The following is a 21,163-nucleotide window of genomic DNA, read 5'->3' as shown; positions in this document are numbered from 1 at the left end:
AAAATCAAAATCAGGGATGAACAATCGAATACCTAACTATCTAAACTTTATGCTGAAAGCGTTCAGCACTGGTTGCTTTGCTCTGTCGGTGGTGCTGTGGAGTTATAGCCTTGTTTGCGCCAATACGGTGAAGGCTCAAGAGCTATCGAAGACACTGGTGAAGCTCCATTTACGTAACAAGTCGCTCAAAGAAGTCTTGCAACAGTTGGAACGGGAAAGTGATTTCCGATTTGTGTACAGCGATGGGGCGATTCCGAAAAACAAGTCGCTTTCGCTCGAAATGGAAGGCACAATGGCCGAAGCGCTAAATAAGATTTCGGCGCAAACGCATACGCGTTATGAGCAACAGGGAAACAACCTGGTAGTAACCTATAATCCTCCTAGGCAGATGATGCCACTTTCCGGAAAGATTGTGGACGACCAAGGAATGGCCTTGCCCGGTGCAAGTTTACGTATCCGTGAACTGAACAGGAGCACGGCGGCTAACGAAGAAGGGAACTACCTGATTTCTGTTCCGGCAGGCACTTATACCTTGGAGGTATCCTATGTGTCTTTTGAAACACAGGTGCGAAATGGGGTAGTGGTGGAGGAAGGTAAACCTACGACTGCCGACTTTCAGTTGAAAGCGAAAGGCGGCGAGTTAAATGAGGTAGTGGTTGTAGGATATGGCACGCAAAAGAAAGTAAACTTGACCGGTGCGGTAGATCAGGTGGGCAGTGAAGTATTTGAAGGGCGCGTGGCCGCTAATGCAACGCAAATGCTGGCCGGTGCTGTACCGAACTTAAACATCAATTTACAGGACGGGAAACCGACTCGTTCGCCGAGCTATAATGTGCGAGGTACCACCTCTATTGGTCAGGGTGGAAGCGCCTTGATATTGATTGATGGTGTTGAAGGTGATCCTTCGACCTTGAACCCGAATGATATTGAGTCGGTATCGGTACTGAAAGACGCTTCCTCAGCAGCGGTATACGGTTCGCGCGGTACCTTCGGTGTCGTGTTGATTACAACCAAAAAAGCAGCTTTAGGAAAGACCTCTTTTACTTACAGCGGGAACACGTCCATGCAACAACTAGCGACGCAACCGGATTTTGTGACCGATGGCTACACCTACGCTTCGCACTTTTTTGAAGCTTATAATGCATGGAACAACTATTCGTCGGTGCCGAGTAAGTTAAATAAGACACAAATCTTTACGCTCGATTGGCTGGAAGAGTTTAAAAGGAGGAAAGAGCAGGGCATTACCGAAGAGATAACCGTAAATGATAATGGTGAATATGTATATTATGGTAATGCGGATTACTTTGGCACCTTGTTGAAAGATAGAACGTGGGCGCAGGACCATAATCTATCTGTATCGGGTACAACGGAAAAATCAGATTTTTATTTATCGGGGCGTCTGTATGACTATAACGGTATTTATCGCTATAATACAGATGATTACAATAGCTATAACCTACGCGCAAAGGGCGGCTTACAGGTAACTGATTGGCTACGGATCAGTAATAATATGGATTTTAATTTATCTAAATATCATGATCCGCAAACGGCCGGTGAAGGAGGGAATATATGGCGCAATATTGACGATGAAGGGCACCCCACGTCGCCCATCTTCAATCCTGACGGTACTTTATCCTATTCTGCGGCTTACACGGTGGGCGACTTTATCTATGGCAAGAACGGTGTGGATAGCAAAAACGATAATTTACGGAATACGACTTCTTTTGAAACGAAGTTCTTTAATAACAGTTTCCATATCCGTGGGGATCTTACTTTCCGTAATCGCGATTTTACGTCTACGCGGATTAGGGTGCCCGTACCTTATAGCGTGAAGGAAGGAGAAACTCTGCTGTTACGTACTTCTTTCAACGATAACATTTATCAGCTTACCGAGAAGTGGCGCTACTTGTTTACGAATCTATACGCGGATTATGAAAAAACTTGGGGCGATCATTATTTTAAAGGTTTGGTAGGTTATAACTATGAGCAGCGGGTCTACGATGCCAATTATATTACCAAGAATGGTTTGTTAACAGAAAATACCGAAAATATTAACTTGGCTTTAGGCGAATCCGTAACAGCTACAGCGGGGTATAATAAGTATCGGATTGCGGGTGTCTTTTTCCGTGCGAATTATATTTTTAAGGATAAATACCTCTTTGAAGTGAACGGTCGTTACGATGGGTCTTCGAAGTTTCCGACCGATGAGCAATGGGCCTTCTTCCCTTCGGCTTCGGTTGGCTGGCGCCTTTCGCAGGAGTCTTTCTGGAATGTTAATCCGAAGGCCATTTCGGATGTGAAGTTACGGGCATCCTACGGTTCTCTTGGAAATGGAAACATCGATCCTTATACCTTCTTAAATACGTATAACATTACAACACAGGGTATTATTTTGAATGGGGCTAAAAATCCTGTAACCTCAAGGCCAACCATACGGCCTGATAACTTGACCTGGGAGACGGCTCGTACAGCTAACTTTGGTTTGGATTTGGTAGCACTAAATAGCAAGCTGACTTTTACCGGTGATATTTATACGCGCAAAACCTTGAATATGTATACGGTTGGTCCTACTTTACCGGATATTTTCGGAGCAGAATCACCAAAGGGTAACTACGCCGACTTAACCACGAATGGATATGAGATATCGATCGGTTATAATGACCAATTTAATATAGCCAACAAACCGTTCCGCTTCAGTGTAAAAGCCGGTTTGGCGGATTACCGTTCGACGATCGACAGGTATAATAATACCACGGGAGCTATTACCGACTATTATGCCGGGCAACGTGTAGGGGATGTTTGGGGCTATGTAACCCAAGGTCTCTTCCAATCGCAGGAAGAAATTGACGCAGCACCTAAACAAACTTTGATTAAATCTTCAAACTCGGGTGTGGTATATCCGGGAGATGTACGCTTTGCGGATTTAGATGGTAATGGCGTTATTGATTATGGTTCGAATACACTGAGCGATCATGGCGACAAGACTATTATTGGTAATACTGAACCGCGTTATATCTATAACTTCAACCTGAATTTAAATTATAGTAACTTTTATGTATCGGCGTTCTTTCAGGGTGTAGGTAAACAGGATTGGTATCCAAGTAACGAGTCGATTTTCTGGGGGCAGTTCAACCGGCCTTATAATAACTTGCCAACGTGGCACCTGAACAATTACTGGACGGAGGATAATCGGGACGCTTACTTACCCCGTTACGCCGGTTATAATACTTCCATACAAAATACGGCGCAAACTCGTTACCTGCAAAGCGTTGCTTATCTACGCTTGCGTAACCTGCAGGTAGGATACAATTTGCCTAAAGCCTTTGTACAAAAAGCCGGTCTGCAAGCGGTACGGGTAGGTTTATCCGGTGAGAATCTTTTTACTTGGTCGCCTTTATACAAGCACACCAAGGATATCGATGTAGCGAATATTGGTAAGTCTGATGAAGATGTCAGCAACTCCAATTCCGGAGATGGCTTTAATTATCCAACGATGCGCAGTGTAAGTTTTAATCTGTTAATCAACTTTTAAGATAAACAATCATGTTGAAAGAAATATATAGCGATAGCGGGTCGCAAAACAAGAAATCGAAACGCAATTGTACATTTAAAGTGATGAAAAGAAAGTGGATTCTATTGGCCATGGCAGCATTGGCGTTTTCATCTTGCGAATTGAATGAAACGCCTAAGGCTACCGCAACGGAAGAAGATGTTTTTGGGAGCGAAAATGGCTTAGCGGCTTATAGCCGCTCTTTCTATGGCATGCTGCCTGATGCAAGCAATGCTTATAATAGGGATGCAATGGCGGATTATGGCGCAGTAAATAACCTCAACAGCTTTATCCGCGAAGGCGGTTACTCTCCGGAGACAAGTGATGGTTGGAGCTGGGGTGATCTTAGGAATATCAATTATTTCATCGAACATTGCACTGATCCCAATGTGAGTGAAGCTGTACGCAATAATTACATAGGAATTGCCCGTTTCTTCCGTGCCTATTTTTATCTTGATAAGGTTATGCGATTTGGAGATGTGCCTTGGGTAGATCATGCTTTGGGTATTGACGAAACGGACATTTTATATGGGACAAGGGATTCGCGCGCCGTGGTAATGGAGCATGTGATGGAAGATTTGGATTTTGCTTCGCAAAATATTTCATCTACCAGCTCGGACGGATCACTGATAACGAAATGGACCGCTTTAGGCCTGAAAACAAGGGCAGCGCTATTTGAAGCTTCCTATCGGAAATATCACCCGGAGTTGAATTTCCAGGAAAGTGCCAATACTTTTTATCAATATGTAGTAGATGCCGCTACGGAATTAATGGAGAATGGCCCTTATTCTTTGTACACAGGTGCCGGTGTGGAAGGTTCGCAGCGGGCATTATTTATCAGTGACGCACCGCTTACGCAGGAAGTAATGTGGGCGGTAACAATGAGCGAGGATCTGGCGGTAATGAGCAGCGCCAACTGGTGGTGGACATCAGCAACCTACGGTCCGCGTTATAGCTTAGTACGTCCTTTTATTAATACCATTTTGAATCTTGATGGAACGCCTTATACCAGCCGGACAGATTTTCAAACGGAGGAATTTTATGACGAGTGCCAGAATCGTGACTACCGTTTAGCGCAGCTGATCCGCACCCCTGGATATTCTCGTAAGGGAGTGGCAGCACCGCCTAATTTTAGCAGCCATACCTATACAGGTTATCAGCCCATCAAATATATCTTGGACGACCCTCACTATGATAATGGAGCGTACAATACGAACGCGATCCCTTTAATGCGCTATGCGGAAATACTGCTGAATTTTGCGGAGGCGAAGGCTGAGCTAGGTACGTTAACGGATGCAGACTGGGCAAAATCGATCGGAGCATTGCGCGCACGCGCGGGTATTACCGGTGGTTTGACCACCTTGCCAACAACGGTGGACACTTATTTACAGCAAACCTTTTTTCCGGACATAAGTAACCCGATTATCTTGGAAGTTCGTCGCGAGCGACAAGTGGAATTGGCGCTGGAAGGTTTTCGTTTTAACGATTTGAAACGTTGGAAGCATGGCGAGCTCATGGCTAATTTGCAATGGTCGGGAATTTATGTGCCGGCACTGAATGTACTGATGGATCTTGACCATAATGGTAGCTATGATGTGGTATTCTATGATGGCAATACCGAAGGCCCAACAATCGCGGTACCGAGTGGTTGTGCGAAGGTAGCAATTGGCGGGAAAAGTACAAATTACCAGACATTAACGGCAAATAGGCATTTGGAATGGTTTAAAGCACAGCCTAGAAAATGGTATGAGGATGGCCGGCAGTACCTGTATCCTATTCCATCGACGGCCATTGTTAAAAATAACAACTTAAGCCAAAACCCGGGATGGTAAAGTTTTTTTAATTTTAAATAAATAAAATGATCCTTAAAAGAGTTAAGATGAAAAGAAAGATAATAGGCGTATTGTGTCTCCTTATTATAGGTATATCAACATTACAGGCGCAACAATTAAGAGTGGCTACCTTTAATGTACGCTACGCTAATCCGGGTGATACCGGTAACTTATGGGAGGACAGAGCGCCTGTAGTGGCTGCTTTGATCGACTTTCATGATTTTGACATCTTTGGTACCCAAGAAGCACTGAAGAGGCAATTGGACGATATCAGTGCCGCTTTGCCTGAATACCAACGGTATGGTCTAGGCAGAGATGACGGACAGGAAGGGGGCGAGCATTCGGCTATCTATTTTAAAAAAGATCGATTCTTTTTATTAAAGAAAGGCGATTTCTGGTTGTCAGAAACACCGGATAAGCCGAGCTTTGGTTGGGATGCAAAATCGCATAAGCGCATATGCTCGTGGGTGCAGCTGCGCGATAAGAAAAGCAAGCGGGAGTTTTTTGTGTTTAATGCGCATTACGATCATCAAGGTGTACAGGCCCGTAAGGAAAGCAGTAAGTTGATCTTAAATAAGATCAAGGAAATTGCCCAAGGCGCTCCGACAATCTTTACGGGAGATATGAACGGCTCTGAAGAAACGGAATGGTATCAAGCTTTAGCACAGTCGGCTTTGCTGAAGGATACGCAAAAGCTGGTAGCGAAACCGTATAAGCCCAATGCTTCGTTCAATGGTTTTGGCAACGAAAAGTCTCTACAGGCAACGGCAATCATTGATCATATTTTTGTTACCAAAGATTTTAAGGCCCTTAAATGGGGTGTGCTGACGGATACTTACCACGGTAAGTTTCCGTCAGACCACTTTCCGGTGATGGTGGATCTGGAAATCAAATAATGTTTGTAATATTCCGAAAAAACCCTCCGCAATGGAGGGTTTTTTTTCAAATTGAATCTCCTGTTATATGCGTTCCTTACCACGGCTATATTCGTGGTTATCAGTAAAAAGCAATTTCGCTGAATGATATGCCAAAATATCTGAATAGCTTTTCCTTGAAATAGCTTACCTATGCATCTTAACCAAGATGAAGCCACTATGCCTCAGGAGCCTAAAATTAGGTATTTGCAAAGCAAGCCTCATTATGATCTACTGGATGGTTTACGGGGAACGGCGGCTATTACAATTGTCGTTTTTCATTTTCTGGAATTTGTATACCCTGACTATAGTCAAAATTTTTTAGGACACGGCTTTTTAGCAGTTGATTTTTTCTTCTGCTTATCGGGTTTTGTCATTGGTTATGCTTATGATGAACGAATAACTAAAATTGGTCCCTGGCAATTTTTTAAGGCAAGGCTTATTCGTTTGCATCCGCTCGTTTTATTGGGGTCTGTATTGGGATTACTTGGCGTTTGGATTGACCCTTTTTCCGACATAGGTTATGATGCAGGGCAGCTCTCGCTCATTTTTATTTTTTCGGTGTTGTTGGTTCCTTATCCCGTTATGCCCGATCGCGGTTATGGTCTGTTTGGACTGAATACACCTTCGTGGTCGTTATTTTTTGAGTATGTAGCGAATATTGTTTACGCTCTTTGGCTCTATAAAATAAGTCGCCAAACCTTATTCCTGCTCTGGTTAGCGGCAATGATTTGGCTTGGTTGGGTGAGTTATGAAGCAGGTACTTTGATCGGTGGTTGGGATGGAAAAAGCGCTTGGGATGGTGCTGCGCGTATTGCCTATTCTTTTTTAGCTGGTCTGCTTGTATATCGTTCGAACTGGTTGGTTAAAAATAAAATGGGCTTTGTTGGGCTTTCCATTTTGCTATTGCTTGCTTTTATAGTTCCATATTTTAAATGGAACTGGTTGGTAGAAGTCGGTATTGTTGTGTTTTATTTCCCTTTGCTACTAACCTTGGGCGTGGGAACAAAGCTTTCGGAAGGCATGAGGTCACTTTGTGTATTTTTCGGCAAAATATCTTATCCTTTATATATGACTCATATTCCCATGATATGGATATTCGGCAATTATTACAATAGTCATCAGGTAGACACGCTTCGGCTGACTTTCATTATAATTCTTGGAACTGCCTTTTCTTTAGGTTTAGCCTATGTTATTATGAGATTGTTTGATACACCCGTTAGGAAATGGTTGCAGTTGAAACAACGACGTGCAGTAATGAGCTCCTCGAACATAGATAAGAAGTAGACCGGCGAATATGCTGTAAGGCGGTTAATCATCTCATTAATATTAAGCGTATGTCTTCGTTTTTAAGATTGCATTTGCGGCATTAAACATGACGGTTACTATTCCGGAATTCCCCGAAATCAGGGATTTACGCAATAGTTTATGCTGCTTACTTTTGATTCATGAATAAACGCTATTTGTTGCTTCTATATTTCATGGTTCATCTGTCAGTTTTTGGGCAGACACCTGCAGTAGTGGATGCTATTGATTTTTCGTCGTATGAAACCTTTCCGGAAGTACAGTTGGATGGCAAGAGATATCTGTATTTACCGGAGGCGAACTTGCTAATTGATAAAGTAGAAAACAGCACCGGAAATATGTTAAGTGTGATAAAGGATGGCATGTACGGCGCTGTGGATAAAAATGGGAAAATCCTTGCGGCTATCGAATACGACGGTATTGAGTTGAAAGACGAGTATAAAGGACAATGGTATGAAGGAATAAGTTACGATTATGAGTTTATTATAACCGAAAAAGAGGGCAAATATGGCGTTATAAATGTCAAGGGTCGTGAGATTAGCCCACCTCAATATGACGGGATAGAGATTATTAATAAGGATTTAATAGGAGTTAAACAACACGGCAAATGGGGGTGGACTGCTGCAGAGGATGGTCATGTCATCCAACAGCCTATTTATGACGAAGTGCGTAAATGCTACTTGAATGATAAGTGTGTGGCGATTTATCTAGGAGATAAGCAAGGAATGGCAAAGGCGGATGGAACCGTTATTATTCCACCTAAATACGTTTTTCTTTCGAATCTTTATACACATTCGGCATCCTACATTGCTTGTTCTGAAAACGGATTATATGGTGTTTTGGATCAAGGGGGAAAGGCGCTTACGTCTACTCAATTTGAGGCGGTATCCTCTTTAGGTGACATTGATTTAATAAAGGTGAAACAAGGAGGTAAATTTGGGGCTATTAACACGCAAGGCAATTGGATTATTCCTGCTGAATACGACCAAATCGACGACTTTGTTAAGCGTTTGGCGATTGTTGCAAAGGATGGGAAACAAGCGGTTGTGGATAGCAGCGGAAAATTGCTCGTCCCTTTTGGCTATGATGAGATTGAATTTCAGGATGCGGAAGGACAACCCGTATTTCCTGCTGCAGCGGCGGTAATGGCGCCCATATCTTATGGGGCTGAGTTGTCGGAGGTAGCTTTAAAGGAGCAAGCAAAAAGGAAAGCAATAGCTGCATTACCCTATACCATTTATGTACAACGGGGCGATCAAAGTAATCGGCTCGACTGGTCCGGTAAACCTATATTTCCGCCCAATCAATTGTTGACGACTGATCCCTTTATCCAAGGAGGAAAATCTTACTATCGCGTTTTCACAAAAGATTTATATGGTGTATATGATGCAGAGGGGGAAGAGATTTTACCGACGAAGTATCACTTACCGCAGGATCAATATGCAATGACGACGGACTATAACCTAGGCGGAATCGATTTGTCCGATTCATCGTTCGTCCCTATATATGATGGTGAAAAGCTGGGCCTATTTAATTTAGTGCAAAAGTCCTTTATAGTTCCTGTGGCTGATCAAAAAATCAGCTGGATTAGCCGACATTATTTGGTTGTGACCCGTAAACTACAGGATAGGGACTACGCCTATGAGGCAGCGCTTTACAACAGCGAGGGGCAATGTGTCAGGGGTTTTGATGCCAATGTTTACGATTATCATCCTGTTAGTGAAAATTTCTTCCTGCTGGAGCGGGAAGACCAAAGTTTACAACTGATAAATGGCGATGGAAAGGTCGTCTATGAAAATCCAAGTTGGAAGGGCAGTTTGCGAAAGCAGGGCTTCGGCTTACCTATTAATGAAAATCAGGATGCAGTTCCGTTTGAAAGCGGCCTGCTAAAAATAAGCGGTGATCAGCACAACCTTTTCATCGATTTGCAGGCTAGAGAAAGGCGCTTTGCAGGATACACGGCGGTGGGAAATTTTTATAAGGGGCTAGCCTTCGTCGTGAAAAAAGCGGAGGATGGAAAGGATCGCTACGGGGTAATCAATAAAGATGGGAAAGAGCTAATTCCGGCAAAACTGGAACAAATCAATACCGTATACGACCACCCCAATTTATTGCTGGTACGCCAAGATAATCAATACGGGCTGTGGAGTCGAGAAGGGAAATTCTTATTAAACCTAGAATACGATGATATAGAAATCAATAGTTCGCAACGCTATGTGCGAATTGTGAAAAACGGTAAAATTGGTTTGGCAACTAAAGACGGGGAAATAGTGCTTGCCCCAAAATATGATGAGTTATTTGTTAACTATGAGGGTGATGAGCACACTTGGCCCGTCTTGGTAAAAGAGAGGGAGTGGTATCACATCGTAGCCAAGGACGGAACGATTTATCCAATAAAGACGCAGAAAAAAGGAGCTTATTAATATGGGAAGATACTTTTATATCGTTGTTTGGCTTTTGCTTCCCATACTTGGCGCAGGGCAAGGGAAGGAAAATGACAGTCAAGGATCGATAGCTGGCCAAGTTGAACAGCTGACCAGTTTGGCTTCTTTTTATCATGGTTATGCACGCGTTAAGAAAGGAGAAAAAGAATACTATATAAACAAACAGGGCGGGAAGGCTTTTGATACAGTAGTTCCGAACGCAAATGTCATGTTAGGGAATAAAGACGATATCGCCGCCTATGATGAGTCTGTTAAAAGTGAACTACTACCAACTAAGGTAATCCCCTTTATAAAGGACGGGAAATGGGGAGTGATGAACCCACGGGGTGAAGTTTTATTGAAGGCAGCGTATGACAGTGTGGGAGTTGATAATCCCTATTACTGGAAATTGAAGAAGGCTAACGAAATTTCCTTCTACCTTAAAGGGGGAAAGATGTTGCCGTTTTTTGAGGATGCCGGCTATTTAGATGGTAATTACTTTGATGTAAAACAACAAGGAAAGTGGGGTATTTACAGCTTCAAAGAGCAAAAGTTGGTAATACCGGCCATCTTTGATGCCTTTGATTACTGCGGTGGTTGTGGAAGAAAACCTTCTTATGTATATGCAAGTCATAATGGTAAGTGGGGTATTCTGGATTGGAACGGAAAAGAACTACTTCCCTTTGTTTATGAACATGGTCACTATGGCATGCGGAGCGATAATTGGGTAGAATCTTTTACGAAGAATGGGAAGCGCTTAATTGTACATATTCCCACTAGAAAAGAATTCCTGGCAGATGAACAGGACGATTATCCTAAAATCGTTGCAGGTCTTTTGCTGGTTAAAGAAATTATAAACGTAGCGCATCGGCAAACTGTTAAAACAGGAAATAATGGTTCTATGGCGCGATATGGTATTGGTATCTACGGGCAGGATGGAGAAATGGTTTCACCGCCACAGTATGAATGGATCGACGAACCGAATGCTAATTCTTACCTAGGGTATTATGGACCTTATCTTCTCGCAAAAGCCGATGGTAAGATGGGTGTTGTTAACCACTCGGGGAAATGGGTACTGCCGGCTCAATATGATGATGTAAAGGTTTATGATGATTATTTTGTAGCTAGAAAGGATAACCTGGCCATCTTATTTGACAAGAATCAAAAAGAACTATTGCAGGTCAATAATGCAGAAATTACGCATGCCAACGAGTATTTCTACTCCAATGGTAGTGATGGTTTAGCCGTTTTTAAAGTTAAGCAGCGTGCTTACTACGGTCTTTATTTCGTGGACAACGTAAGGTATTACCCGCCGGAGTTTTATGACGTGGATATCAAAGCTAAATTTGATGGTGAAAATCGAAACTTGATTGTGGGGGAAAAGCAAGGGCTTTTTACGGTATTCGATGCTCATGGAAATTTGTTGATACCGGGACAGTATAATGGCTTCTCTTTTTTGGAAAGCTTACCGGATTCGTTAGCGGAAATTGTGCGGGGTAAGAAAGTGGGCCTATATAACGTGAAATCACAAAAGGAAGTTATACCGCCTGTTTACGACCATTTTGAGCTGATGGGACCGCAGCACGAATTGATAATGACAACGAAAGGGGACTATGATAAACCTGCCTATGAATTTTGGAACCTACAGGGACAAAAAATTATTGGTAAAACCTTCACCGACAAGGACACCATAAACACCCAATATTGTCTGTTAAAAAACGACCAAAACGGTTATTCACTGTTTAATGTAGAAACGAAGCAAGTTCGATTTTTAGATTACGCTTATGTTTGGAAGGTGGGCTCGTCGCGTCTGCTCTTTGTATCAGATGATGGGAGAAAGGGGAAGCTTTTTGATATTTTGGAGGATAGAGAGCTTGGGACCGTTTATGATGCCAGTCAGTTTAACTTTGAATTGAATGGCGAACGGAATACCACCTATGTTACGCTGTTTCCTTTCAAAAATGGTTTTGCAAAGATCGTAAAACATGGAGAATATGGTTTTATAGATGAAAAAGGAAAGGAGCTTCTACCTCCAAAATATGCCAAGGTATCGGATTTCAACGGAGCAGGGCTTGCCGTTGTAGTTGATGCCCGGAAGCTCCAAGAAATGGGTTATAACAACCGGCTGTGGCCCGTAAATATCATCGATAAGAGCGGGCGAACTTTACTTTCTGAAGGTTATGTAGCGCCTGATCTACAATTTTCGGATTTTTCTGAACTGTTTCTGAACGATAAAATATTGCTTTTTAAAATGCTTTCACATACGAGCGAATTGCGCGTTGGCCTAGCCGATAGTAAGGGGCAAGTGCTATTGGAGCCGATTTACAATGACATCATTCCGACGAAGAATAATCGCCTACTTTTACTAAAGAAAGGAGCTAAATTCGGATTGGCCACCTTTGAAGGAAAGATTATAGTTCCGGTGCAGTATGCAAACATGGGCTTGGGAAATGGTGCTTTTTATACGAGTTCGGACAGCGTCGATATGTTTCCGGTACCGGTCTTCAACGACGATAAATGGTTCTATATTGATGAGACAGGCAAAAAACTACCCCTTGAAGCAGCTAATTTAGATGATTTACTGTATTAAACTATATTGTACACTTATATAAATATTCCGACGGCAAACTGATCATCGTTATGGTTTCTGTTAACGGATTTGCCCCCTGAATTGTATGAGTATACCCCCCTTGTTTGCAGAGTGCACTCCGTAGGTTTGTGTGATAAAACCAATTTTTAGTATAAACACAAATATGAACCAAAATGAATGTACCTATTTTATTTAAAAAGCTAGGATGGATGATTCCAGTGGGATCGCTGTTCTTTGCCTGTTCAAAGCAGGAGCTGGGTGAAGTAAAAACAAGTTCAGGTGTTGATGGCAAATTAAGCAACACGGAGAATGTAGTGTTACAGCAAAGTCCCGTGGTCTTGGTTGACGCTTCTTCATTTAACAATTACACAACCTTTGAGCAAAAATGGAATTATCTTTATCCCTGGGGCAGTGATCATAATGGGACGGCACGCATGTACGGAAGTTCTACCGATCATAATCACATTTATTTAACAGGAACGGACTTAAATATTTTGGCTACCCGAATAAACTGGAATGAAGGAAATAGTCCGCATGATCCGTATCTACCCATTCGCTACCATTCGGGTGCTATTCATTTAAAGGAGAAGATAACTTTTACCGACGCGCTTCCCTATTGGGAAATCCGAGGTGATTTTCAAGTGCCAACGGTTCGTGGTTCTTGGCCGGCCTTCTGGTTAACAGGTGCCGATAGCTGGCCTCCGGAAAGCGATATAATGGAGTTTAAGGGCGATAGCCGAAATTGGCAGAATACCGCTACGGGGCCTAGTTGGCAAAATGTTACTTGGCAAAATAAGATTACCCCGGTAACCAACGCCGGTAATTGGCATAATTATATGCTACGCGTACGTCGCGTGTCGGCGACACATGTCGATTTAGATTACTATATAGACAATCAACTCATGGCCACACACCGCGCCGATTTTATGAATAAGCCTTTTTGGTTGATTATTAATATGCAAATGGAAGGATCAAGCGGAGAACCCGGGCCGCAAGAAGCTTTAATGAAAGCAAGAAATATTTATGTAGCAGGGTCCACTACGGCTTTTTAATTTAATTAATAACATAGAAATCCATGCATAAATAAAGTCACCTATTTTATATTGTACTAAGTATTGAGACACTTAATATGCCGACAGGCTGTAATAAGAAGCGTAAATTGGATTCGCTGGATATAGGAACTTCGGGTGTATCAATCTTTATAAATGTATGTTGTGTTTGGTTATAATGATCGAATGTGTAACCGAATTGGTTGCACATTTCAGTTTGATCCTAATGACACCTTTGGCTGAGAGAGATACAATTAAATAGAGACGCTGTTTTACAGCAGAACCCAGGTTATAATTAATGTTAAGAGAGGTCTGCTTCATAGAGAGTCTCTATAGTTAATAAAGATCGGGTTGTTTGTTGTTCACATCGAGGAGCTCCTTAGGGAGCTTCTTTTTCCTGAATAAGGTTTGCTAACCATCGAGTGGATTACTATCTTAACGCAAATAAAATATTAAATGAAAAAGCATTTTATTCTTTTAGGAGTCATACTTTCATCGTTACTATATACTGTGTTAAATGCGCAGGAGCTGCCAGATAAAGTGGAAGTAATTAATATCATTCGCCAGGTAAATGATTATTGGCAAAGTAAACACCCCGCCAATGTACGGGCTTTTTGGGATAATGCCGCTTATCATACGGGTAATATGGAAGCCTATCAGGTTACACAGGAGGAACGCTATCGTAAATACTCGGAAGATTGGGCCATACACAACGAGTGGCAAGGCGCAAAATCCACCGATAAAGCGACTTGGAAGTATTCCTATGGAGAAACGGACGAATATGTGTTGTTTGGTGATTGGCAGATCTGTTTCCAAACGTATATTGATTTGTATAAATTGAATCCGGACGAAAGGAAAATCGCTCGTGCAAAAGAGGTTATGCAATATCAAATGAGCACCGGTAAAAACGATTATTGGTGGTGGGTTGATGGTCTTTATATGGTAATGCCTGTAATGACAAAGCTATATACCGTCACAAAAGATCAGCAATACTTGAACAAGTTGTATGCGTATTTCAGTTTTGCAAAAAACCTAATGTATGATGAAGACGCCAAGCTGTTTTATCGCGATGCTAAATACATTTATCCAAAGCATAAGACCAGCAATGGGAAAAAGGATTTTTGGGCACGGGGAGATGGTTGGCTTTTTGCAGGTTTAGCAAAGGTACTAACCGATCTACCGAAGGATGATGCCCATCGAAAGGAATATGAACAACTTTTTAAGGAGATGGCGAAGGCTGTTCGGAAGGCCCGGCAACCCGAAGGATACTGGACGCGAAGTTTGCTGGATTCACAACATGCTCCTGGTTATGAAACAAGTGGCACGGCCTTTTTTACTTATGGATACTTATGGGGGATTAATAATGGTTTGTTGAGTGAAAAGCAATATCTGCCCACCGTTAAAAAAGCATGGACTTATCTGAGCGAGGTAGCACTACAGCCTGATGGTAAAGTAGGTTATGTTCAGCCCATTGGCGAAAAAGCAATCCCTGGTCAGGTTGTCGATATCAAATCGGAAGCAAATTTCGGTGTTGGAGCGTTTCTGTTGGCTTCGGCCGAGCTTTTCCGCTATTTGGAGCGAACTAAGTGATAGCTTGTGAAGATATAAAGGTTGTAATAAATGTCTTATTTACATTTTTTGAAAACGTTGGCATTGTTGAAAAAAAGATATATTTTTGAATGGTAACCATAACGCAACCATTTATGAACAACGCAAGAAGAAACTTTATTAAAAAATCAACGGCGCTTGCCGCAGCAACAGGCTTATCAGCTGCTTTCCCTAATCTCTACAGCATTGCTGCAGGACATGCTCAGCAAAAAATCAGAATAGGGGCTATTGGGATTAACGGAATGGGCTGGGCGGATTTGAATGCGATTTTAAAACATCCGGATGTAGTATGTACGGCACTCTGTGATGTTGACAAAAATGTATTGGATAAACGAACGAAGGAACTTGCCGATCGTGGTATAAAAACGAAAGGATATAATAATTATCGAGACCTACTGGCCAGCAAGGATGTGGATGCGGTCGTAATCGGCACACCGGATCATTGGCATTGCTTGCAGATGATTGAAGCTTGTCAAGCTGGGAAGGATGTTTATGTAGAAAAACCCTTAGGCAACTCGATTACGGAATGTAAAGCCATGGTGGCTGCTGCAAAGAAATACGACCGAGTGGTGCAGGTAGGACAGTGGCAACGTAGCCAGCAGCACTTTAAAGATGCAATGGCCTTTGTTCATTCGGGAAAACTGGGTAAGATACGTTTGGTAAAAGCCTGGGCTTACCAAGGATGGATGAAAAGTATTCCGATTAAACCGGACGCCCCTGTACCGGCCGGTGTGGATTATGACCTCTGGCTGGGTCCGGCAAAAAAACGTCCTTTCAATCCTAATCGCTTCCATTTTGAGTTTAGGTGGTTCTGGGATTATGCAGGGGGATTGATGACTGATTGGGGTGTTCATATGCTTGATTATGCACTCATCGGTATGAAGGCAACTACGCCAAAATCCATTATGGCTGCAGGTGGAAAGTTCGCCTATCCGGAGGATGCCGCCGAAACACCGGATACACTGACAACGGTCTTTGAATTTGATGACTTTAACATCCAATGGGAGCATGCCAATGGCATCGATGGAGGTCCTTATGGTCGAAACCACGGGGTTGCCTTTATCGGAAATAAAGGAACATTGGTGGTGAATCGTGACGGTTGGGAGGTAATACCCGAAGGTGATCGGATGGAAGCGGTGCCATTGCAGAAGAAAGTGGATAATGGGTTGGATCTGCACGCCGTTAATTTTATCGAAGCGGTGAAAAGCCGTGATAAGGCTTCACTCAATACGCCGATTGAAGCGGGAGCTCACATTGCGATATTTTCCCAAATGGGTAATATTGCCTACCGTACAGGGAAAAAGATTTATTGGGACGAAGAAAAAGGTTCTTTTAATGATACAGATGCCGATAAGCTAATCACAGCGTCTTATAATAACGGTTATACAATACCTCAAGTCTAACAATTTAGTTGTTCATGTTATCAACCAACTCATTCCGTACACTGATTATTATTTCACTAATCCTTTTAGCACCTGCTGGCAGGCAGCTGCTTTTTGCTCAACAGGGGCCAAAGGCGATAGCTGAAAAAGATTATGTCGCCTATCTTTTCACTTACTTTACCGGAAACCGTATGGAGGAAGAGGCTGTGCGATTTGCTGTTAGCTTGGACGGCTACCATTATAAGGCGCTTAATAATGACTTACCAATACTGGATTCCAAAAAGATCAGCTCAACCGGTGGAGTGCGCGATCCTCACATCCTTCGTGGAGAGGATGGGAAAACCTTTTATATGGTACTGACAGATATGGTCTCAGCAAAAGGATGGGACTCCAATCGGGCGATGGTGTTGCTGAAGTCTACTGACTTGATCAATTGGACTTCGCACGTTGTCAATATACAGCAAAGATATGCTAATCAGGATAAGTTGTTGCGCGTATGGGCTCCGCAAACAATTTACGACCCACAGGCCGCGAAGTATATGGTATATTGGTCAATGAAATATGGTGATGAACCGGACAAGATTTATTATGCCTACGCCAATCCGGATTTCTCGGATCTGGAAGGCGAGCCGAAACAATTGTTTTTTCCTTCGAATGGGAAATCGTGTATAGATGGAGATATTGTACGGAAGGATAATACCTATTACTTATTTTATAAGACGGAAGGACATGGTAATGGCATCAAAGTAGCGAAAGCTGCTTCGCTTACGGATGGTAACTGGGAAGAATCGGTAGATTATAAACAACAAACTACAGATGCGGTGGAAGGCTCCTGCGTATTTAAGTTAATCGGAACGGATACTTATGTATTGATGTATGACGTATATGGAAAGGGCAGGTATCAATTTACAAAGAGCACCGATCTGGAACATTTCTCAGTTATTGATAATGAAGTGTCAATGAATTTCCACCCGCGGCATGGAACGGTGATGCCAATAACGAGAACAGAGTTGAAACGTCTCACAAATAAATGGGGAAATCCTGGTATCGACCTTGAATCGCTTCGTCAAAACCCGGTGTTGGAGGGTTATTATGCCGATCCGGAAATACTATACGCTCAGAAAACGAAAAAGTATTATTTGTACCCTACTAGTGACGGATTTGATCATTGGGGCGGTTATTCCTTTAAAACATTCTCGTCCGACAACTTGGTCGATTGGAAGGACGAAGGGGTTATCCTCGACTTAAAAAAGAACGTGCCTTGGGCCGGCCGCAACGCTTGGGCCCCGGCTATTGAAGAAAAGAAGATAGATGGTAAATACAAGTATTTTTATTATTACTCCGGCGCACAAAAAATCGGTGTCGCGGTAGCTAATGAACCGACAGGTCCCTTTAGGGACATTGGAAAACCTTTAATTGCTTCTAAACCAAAGGGAATAAACCGTGGACAAGAGATTGATCCCGATGTGTTTACAGATCCAAAATCGGGTAAGAGCTATTTATATTGGGGCAATGGATATATGGCTGTAGCAGAGTTGAATAAAGATATGGTTTCGATTAAGGAAAGTACGGTAAAGGTCATAACACCCGACAAAACTTTCCGTGAAGGAACGTATGTCTTTTATAGGAAGGGACTTTATTATTTTCTTTGGTCGGAAGATGATACGAGAAGCGAAAATTATCGCGTACGATACGGTACCGCAAAATCACCACTCGGACCCATAGAAATTCCGGAAAACAATTTAGTACTGGCAAAGGATCCATCGCAGGGCATCTATGGCACTGGACACAATTCCGTATTGCAGATTCCGGGTAAAGATGAGTGGTATATGGTTTATCATCGCTTTAGCAGGCCCGATGGGATCAAAATGGGAGAAGCAGCCGGTTACCATCGAGAAGTATGTATTGATAAAATGTCTTTTGACAGTGAGGGGCGGATTTTACCGGTTAAGCCAAGTCTTCATGGGATAGAAGGGGTGAAATGAATCAACTAGTTAATGTGAAATAATGGTAATGATACCTTTTCGTCCTGTTTGCCTATCGATTTGGCATGCGTGCTTACTGCTTTCGGTCCGACAAGTTAAACAGCGATCCTTTCCATCCTTGATATTATTGAGCATGCGTTTCTTATGGATACATGCTTTTCAACTTATACTACTAAGTATACTAGGCAGTGTCTTTACAAATACTAATGTGCAGGCACAAGTAAAGCCATTTACTACAATCTATCCCGTGGCAAAGGCGTGGTCAAAAAACTCAATTAATGCGATTATTTTTAGGAAGAATTCATTGGTGACCTATAAAAAGCATCAATATATCGCCTTCTATGATGAAGAAGGACAAGTGGTGTTGGGCAAAAGGAGGCTTGGTTCTGAAAATTGGTCACTAATAACCACTAGCTATTCCGGGAATGTAAAGGATGCTCACAACGTGATCAGTATAATGGTAGATGGTACGGGTTATTTGCATGTTTCTTGGGATCATCATAATAATCCGTTAAACTATTGTCGCAGCACAAAGCCGGAGTCGTTAAAATTAGGACCAAAAATGGAGATGACAGGCAGTCAGGAAAGTCGCGTTGCCTATCCTGAATTTTACAAACTGGCCAATGGCAATTTGCTTTTTACTTATAGAAACGGGGAATCCGGCAAAGGAAATCTGATTGTGAACCTTTACGATTGTAAACAACAGAAATGGACAACGCTACATGATAATTTGATTAATGGTGAAGGACAACGAAACGCTTATATCCAGACTACAGTGGATAAGGAAGGCGTCATTCATTTATCCTGGGTTTGGAGGAGTAGTGCGGACGTGTCAACCAATCACAATATGTGTTATGCACGTTCGAGAGATGGTGGACACACCTGGGAAAAAAGCAATGGTGAGCGTTACACACTCCCAATAACAGCGGGTAATGCAGAAGTGGCGGCGCGTATTCCACCTAATAGCGAGTTGATTAATCAGACATCCATGACCACGGACGATATAGGAAATCCGGTAATTGCCACCTACTGGAAAGAGTCGGCTCAAGATGTGCCGCAATATCACCTGATTTATTTGCAAAACGATTCATGGAACGTGAAGATATTGCCCTTTAGGAAGACGAATTTTACTTTGAGTGGTGTTGGAACTAAACGTATCCCTGTTTCGCGACCGCAAATTTTGGCGAGCCGATATGGTGGTAGATCGGTATTTTATATGATTTTTAGGGATGAAGAACGGAAAGGAAAAGTGTCACTTCTCAAAGTAACGAACGATCAGAATAACCACTGGGAGATTATCGATCTATTTAACGAGGATATGGGGGCGTGGGAACCAACACTTGATACAGAACTTTGGAAAAAGAAGAAAATCGTCAATCTCTATTTGCAAAAAGTTGAACAAGCAGATCTGGAGGGCCAGACGGATTTTCCTCCACAGATGGTTAACGTACTGGAATGGAAACCTTAAATTTTGTCTATGTTACTTTATAATAATTTGTTCAGGATTATAACTTTATCACTGATTCTGTTCAATGGCTTGCATGTGCTTGCAGGGAATAGAGAAGAAGAGATTTATATATTTGCCTATTTCAAGGGCAATGGAGAAGATGGACTTCATTTAGCTTATAGCAAGGATGGCTATAACTGGGATGCTTTAAAGAATGATGAGTCTTTTTTACAACCAAAATTAAGCAAGGACAAGCTGATGCGTGATCCTTGTATTATTCGAGGTGGTGATGGACTGTTTCATATGGTTTGGACAGTCAGTTGGACAGACAAAGGAATCGGCTATGCTTCTTCGAAAGATCTGATCAATTGGTCAGAGCAGCAATATATACCGGTTATGCGGAGGGAAGAAGGGGCGAGGAATTGTTGGGCGCCAGAAATAACTTACGATCCCAACTCGAAAAACTACATGATCTATTGGGCAACAACTATTCCGGGAAAATTTCCCGAAACGCAAATCGAGGCAGAAAATGCCTATAATCATAGAATGTATTGTATATACACGAAAGACTTTAAAACATACAGTGATACACGCTTACTATATGATCCCGGTTTTAATGTGATCGATGCAACGATCGCTAAAATAAACGATAAATGGATCATGTTCTTGAAAGATGAGACGAAAGAACCTGTCGAAAAGAATATAAAGATAGCCTATGCTGATCAGCTGCAAGGCCCCTATTCAAAAGCAAGTAAGCCCATCACAGGGAATTATTGGGCGGAAGGCCCGACACTTACAAAAGTAGGCGCTACTTGGCTGTTGTATTTCGATAAGTATACCGAACATCGCTATGGAGCCATCGCATCTACCGATCTGGAAAATTGGAAAGACGTGTCTGACAGGATTAATATGCCAAATGGAATCCGGCATGGTACAATTTTTAAAATCACACAAAAAGAACTACAGAAATTATTGATTGCTAAATAAAAACGCTTAATTAACAGCTATCTGCAGACAGCCATATTAAGTTTGCTTTTTTCTTACTCCCAACTCCCCATTAACTACTCCCTGCTCCCTA

Annotated in this window: 12 protein-coding genes; all 12 read left to right on the top strand. The window is 42.4% G+C overall.

Going from position 1 to position 21,163, the window contains the following annotated elements:
- Positions 1 to 16: 16 nt before the first annotated feature.
- The 12 genes from ACH11B_RS03935 to ACH11B_RS03880 all read left to right on the top strand — a co-directional run bounded on the left by ACH11B_RS03935 (position 17) and on the right by ACH11B_RS03880 (position 21,072).
- The gene (locus tag ACH11B_RS03935; RefSeq protein ID WP_377611678.1) at positions 17 to 3,532 is read left to right on the top strand and encodes a SusC/RagA family TonB-linked outer membrane protein; all 3,516 of its coding nucleotides are present in this window, start codon (positions 17 to 19) and stop codon (positions 3,530 to 3,532) included.
- 11 nt (positions 3,533 to 3,543) lie between these two features.
- Positions 3,544 to 5,382 (top strand): RagB/SusD family nutrient uptake outer membrane protein, encoded by a 1,839-nt coding sequence (locus ACH11B_RS03930; RefSeq protein WP_207303723.1) that lies wholly within the window; start codon positions 3,544 to 3,546, stop codon positions 5,380 to 5,382.
- Between the two features lie 47 nt (positions 5,383 to 5,429).
- Positions 5,430 to 6,278: an endonuclease/exonuclease/phosphatase family protein gene (locus ACH11B_RS03925; protein ID WP_130855090.1), complete on the top strand. Its 849-nt coding sequence runs from the start codon at positions 5,430 to 5,432 to the stop codon at positions 6,276 to 6,278.
- Between the two features lie 171 nt (positions 6,279 to 6,449).
- Complete coding sequence (locus tag ACH11B_RS03920; RefSeq protein WP_130855091.1) at positions 6,450 to 7,583, top strand: acyltransferase; 1,134 nt, start codon at positions 6,450 to 6,452, stop codon at positions 7,581 to 7,583.
- Positions 7,584 to 7,744: 161 nt separating this feature from the next.
- Positions 7,745 to 10,024, top strand: a complete 2,280-nt coding sequence (locus ACH11B_RS03915) for a WG repeat-containing protein (protein WP_130855092.1) — start codon at positions 7,745 to 7,747, stop codon at positions 10,022 to 10,024.
- A gap of 1 nt (position 10,025) precedes the next feature.
- Complete coding sequence (locus tag ACH11B_RS03910) at positions 10,026 to 12,614, top strand: WG repeat-containing protein (RefSeq protein ID WP_130855093.1); 2,589 nt, start codon at positions 10,026 to 10,028, stop codon at positions 12,612 to 12,614.
- A 173-nt stretch (positions 12,615 to 12,787) separates the two neighbouring features.
- Positions 12,788 to 13,666 carry a family 16 glycosylhydrolase gene (locus ACH11B_RS03905; protein ID WP_130855094.1) on the top strand — a complete coding sequence of 293 codons (879 nt, stop codon included), beginning with the start codon at positions 12,788 to 12,790 and terminating at the stop codon, positions 13,664 to 13,666.
- A gap of 453 nt (positions 13,667 to 14,119) precedes the next feature.
- Positions 14,120 to 15,253, top strand: a complete 1,134-nt coding sequence (locus ACH11B_RS03900) for a glycoside hydrolase family 88 protein (protein WP_130855095.1) — start codon at positions 14,120 to 14,122, stop codon at positions 15,251 to 15,253.
- A 113-nt stretch (positions 15,254 to 15,366) separates the two neighbouring features.
- Complete coding sequence (locus ACH11B_RS03895) at positions 15,367 to 16,674, top strand: Gfo/Idh/MocA family protein (RefSeq protein WP_130855096.1); 1,308 nt, start codon at positions 15,367 to 15,369, stop codon at positions 16,672 to 16,674.
- Positions 16,675 to 16,688: 14 nt separating this feature from the next.
- Positions 16,689 to 18,638, top strand: a complete 1,950-nt coding sequence (locus ACH11B_RS03890) for a family 43 glycosylhydrolase (RefSeq protein WP_130855097.1) — start codon at positions 16,689 to 16,691, stop codon at positions 18,636 to 18,638.
- A 133-nt stretch (positions 18,639 to 18,771) separates the two neighbouring features.
- Positions 18,772 to 20,106 carry a BNR repeat-containing protein gene (locus ACH11B_RS03885; protein ID WP_242627132.1) on the top strand — a complete coding sequence of 445 codons (1,335 nt, stop codon included), beginning with the start codon at positions 18,772 to 18,774 and terminating at the stop codon, positions 20,104 to 20,106.
- Positions 20,107 to 20,115: 9 nt separating this feature from the next.
- Positions 20,116 to 21,072 carry a glycoside hydrolase family 43 protein gene (locus tag ACH11B_RS03880; RefSeq protein ID WP_130855098.1) on the top strand — a complete coding sequence of 319 codons (957 nt, stop codon included), beginning with the start codon at positions 20,116 to 20,118 and terminating at the stop codon, positions 21,070 to 21,072.
- Positions 21,073 to 21,163 lie beyond the last annotated feature (91 nt).

The sequence above is a fragment of the Olivibacter sp. EAT-5 genome (genome assembly GCF_044784325.1).
Taxonomy (GTDB): Bacteria; Bacteroidota; Bacteroidia; order Sphingobacteriales; family Sphingobacteriaceae; genus Olivibacter; species Olivibacter oleidegradans.
This window is presented reverse-complemented; position numbering and strand designations above follow the sequence as displayed.

Bases quoted from the DNA above. Each gene is read 5' to 3' on its own strand.
- ACH11B_RS03915 (WP_130855092.1), top strand. From the start codon at position 7,745: ATGAATAAACGCTATTTGTTGCTTCTATATTTCATGGTTCATCTGTCA.
- ACH11B_RS03935 (WP_377611678.1), top strand. From the start codon at position 17: ATGAACAATCGAATACCTAACTATCTAAACTTTATGCTGAAAGCGTTC.
- ACH11B_RS03930 (WP_207303723.1), top strand. From the start codon at position 3,544: ATGTTGAAAGAAATATATAGCGATAGCGGGTCGCAAAACAAGAAATCG.
- ACH11B_RS03905 (WP_130855094.1), top strand. From the start codon at position 12,788: ATGAATGTACCTATTTTATTTAAAAAGCTAGGATGGATGATTCCAGTG.
- ACH11B_RS03880 (WP_130855098.1), top strand. From the start codon at position 20,116: ATGTTACTTTATAATAATTTGTTCAGGATTATAACTTTATCACTGATT.
- ACH11B_RS03910 (WP_130855093.1), top strand. From the start codon at position 10,026: ATGGGAAGATACTTTTATATCGTTGTTTGGCTTTTGCTTCCCATACTT.
- ACH11B_RS03900 (WP_130855095.1), top strand. From the start codon at position 14,120: ATGAAAAAGCATTTTATTCTTTTAGGAGTCATACTTTCATCGTTACTA.
- ACH11B_RS03895 (WP_130855096.1), top strand. From the start codon at position 15,367: ATGAACAACGCAAGAAGAAACTTTATTAAAAAATCAACGGCGCTTGCC.
- ACH11B_RS03885 (WP_242627132.1), top strand. From the start codon at position 18,772: ATGCGTTTCTTATGGATACATGCTTTTCAACTTATACTACTAAGTATA.
- ACH11B_RS03920 (WP_130855091.1), top strand. From the start codon at position 6,450: ATGCATCTTAACCAAGATGAAGCCACTATGCCTCAGGAGCCTAAAATT.
- ACH11B_RS03890 (WP_130855097.1), top strand. From the start codon at position 16,689: ATGTTATCAACCAACTCATTCCGTACACTGATTATTATTTCACTAATC.
- ACH11B_RS03925 (WP_130855090.1), top strand. From the start codon at position 5,430: ATGAAAAGAAAGATAATAGGCGTATTGTGTCTCCTTATTATAGGTATA.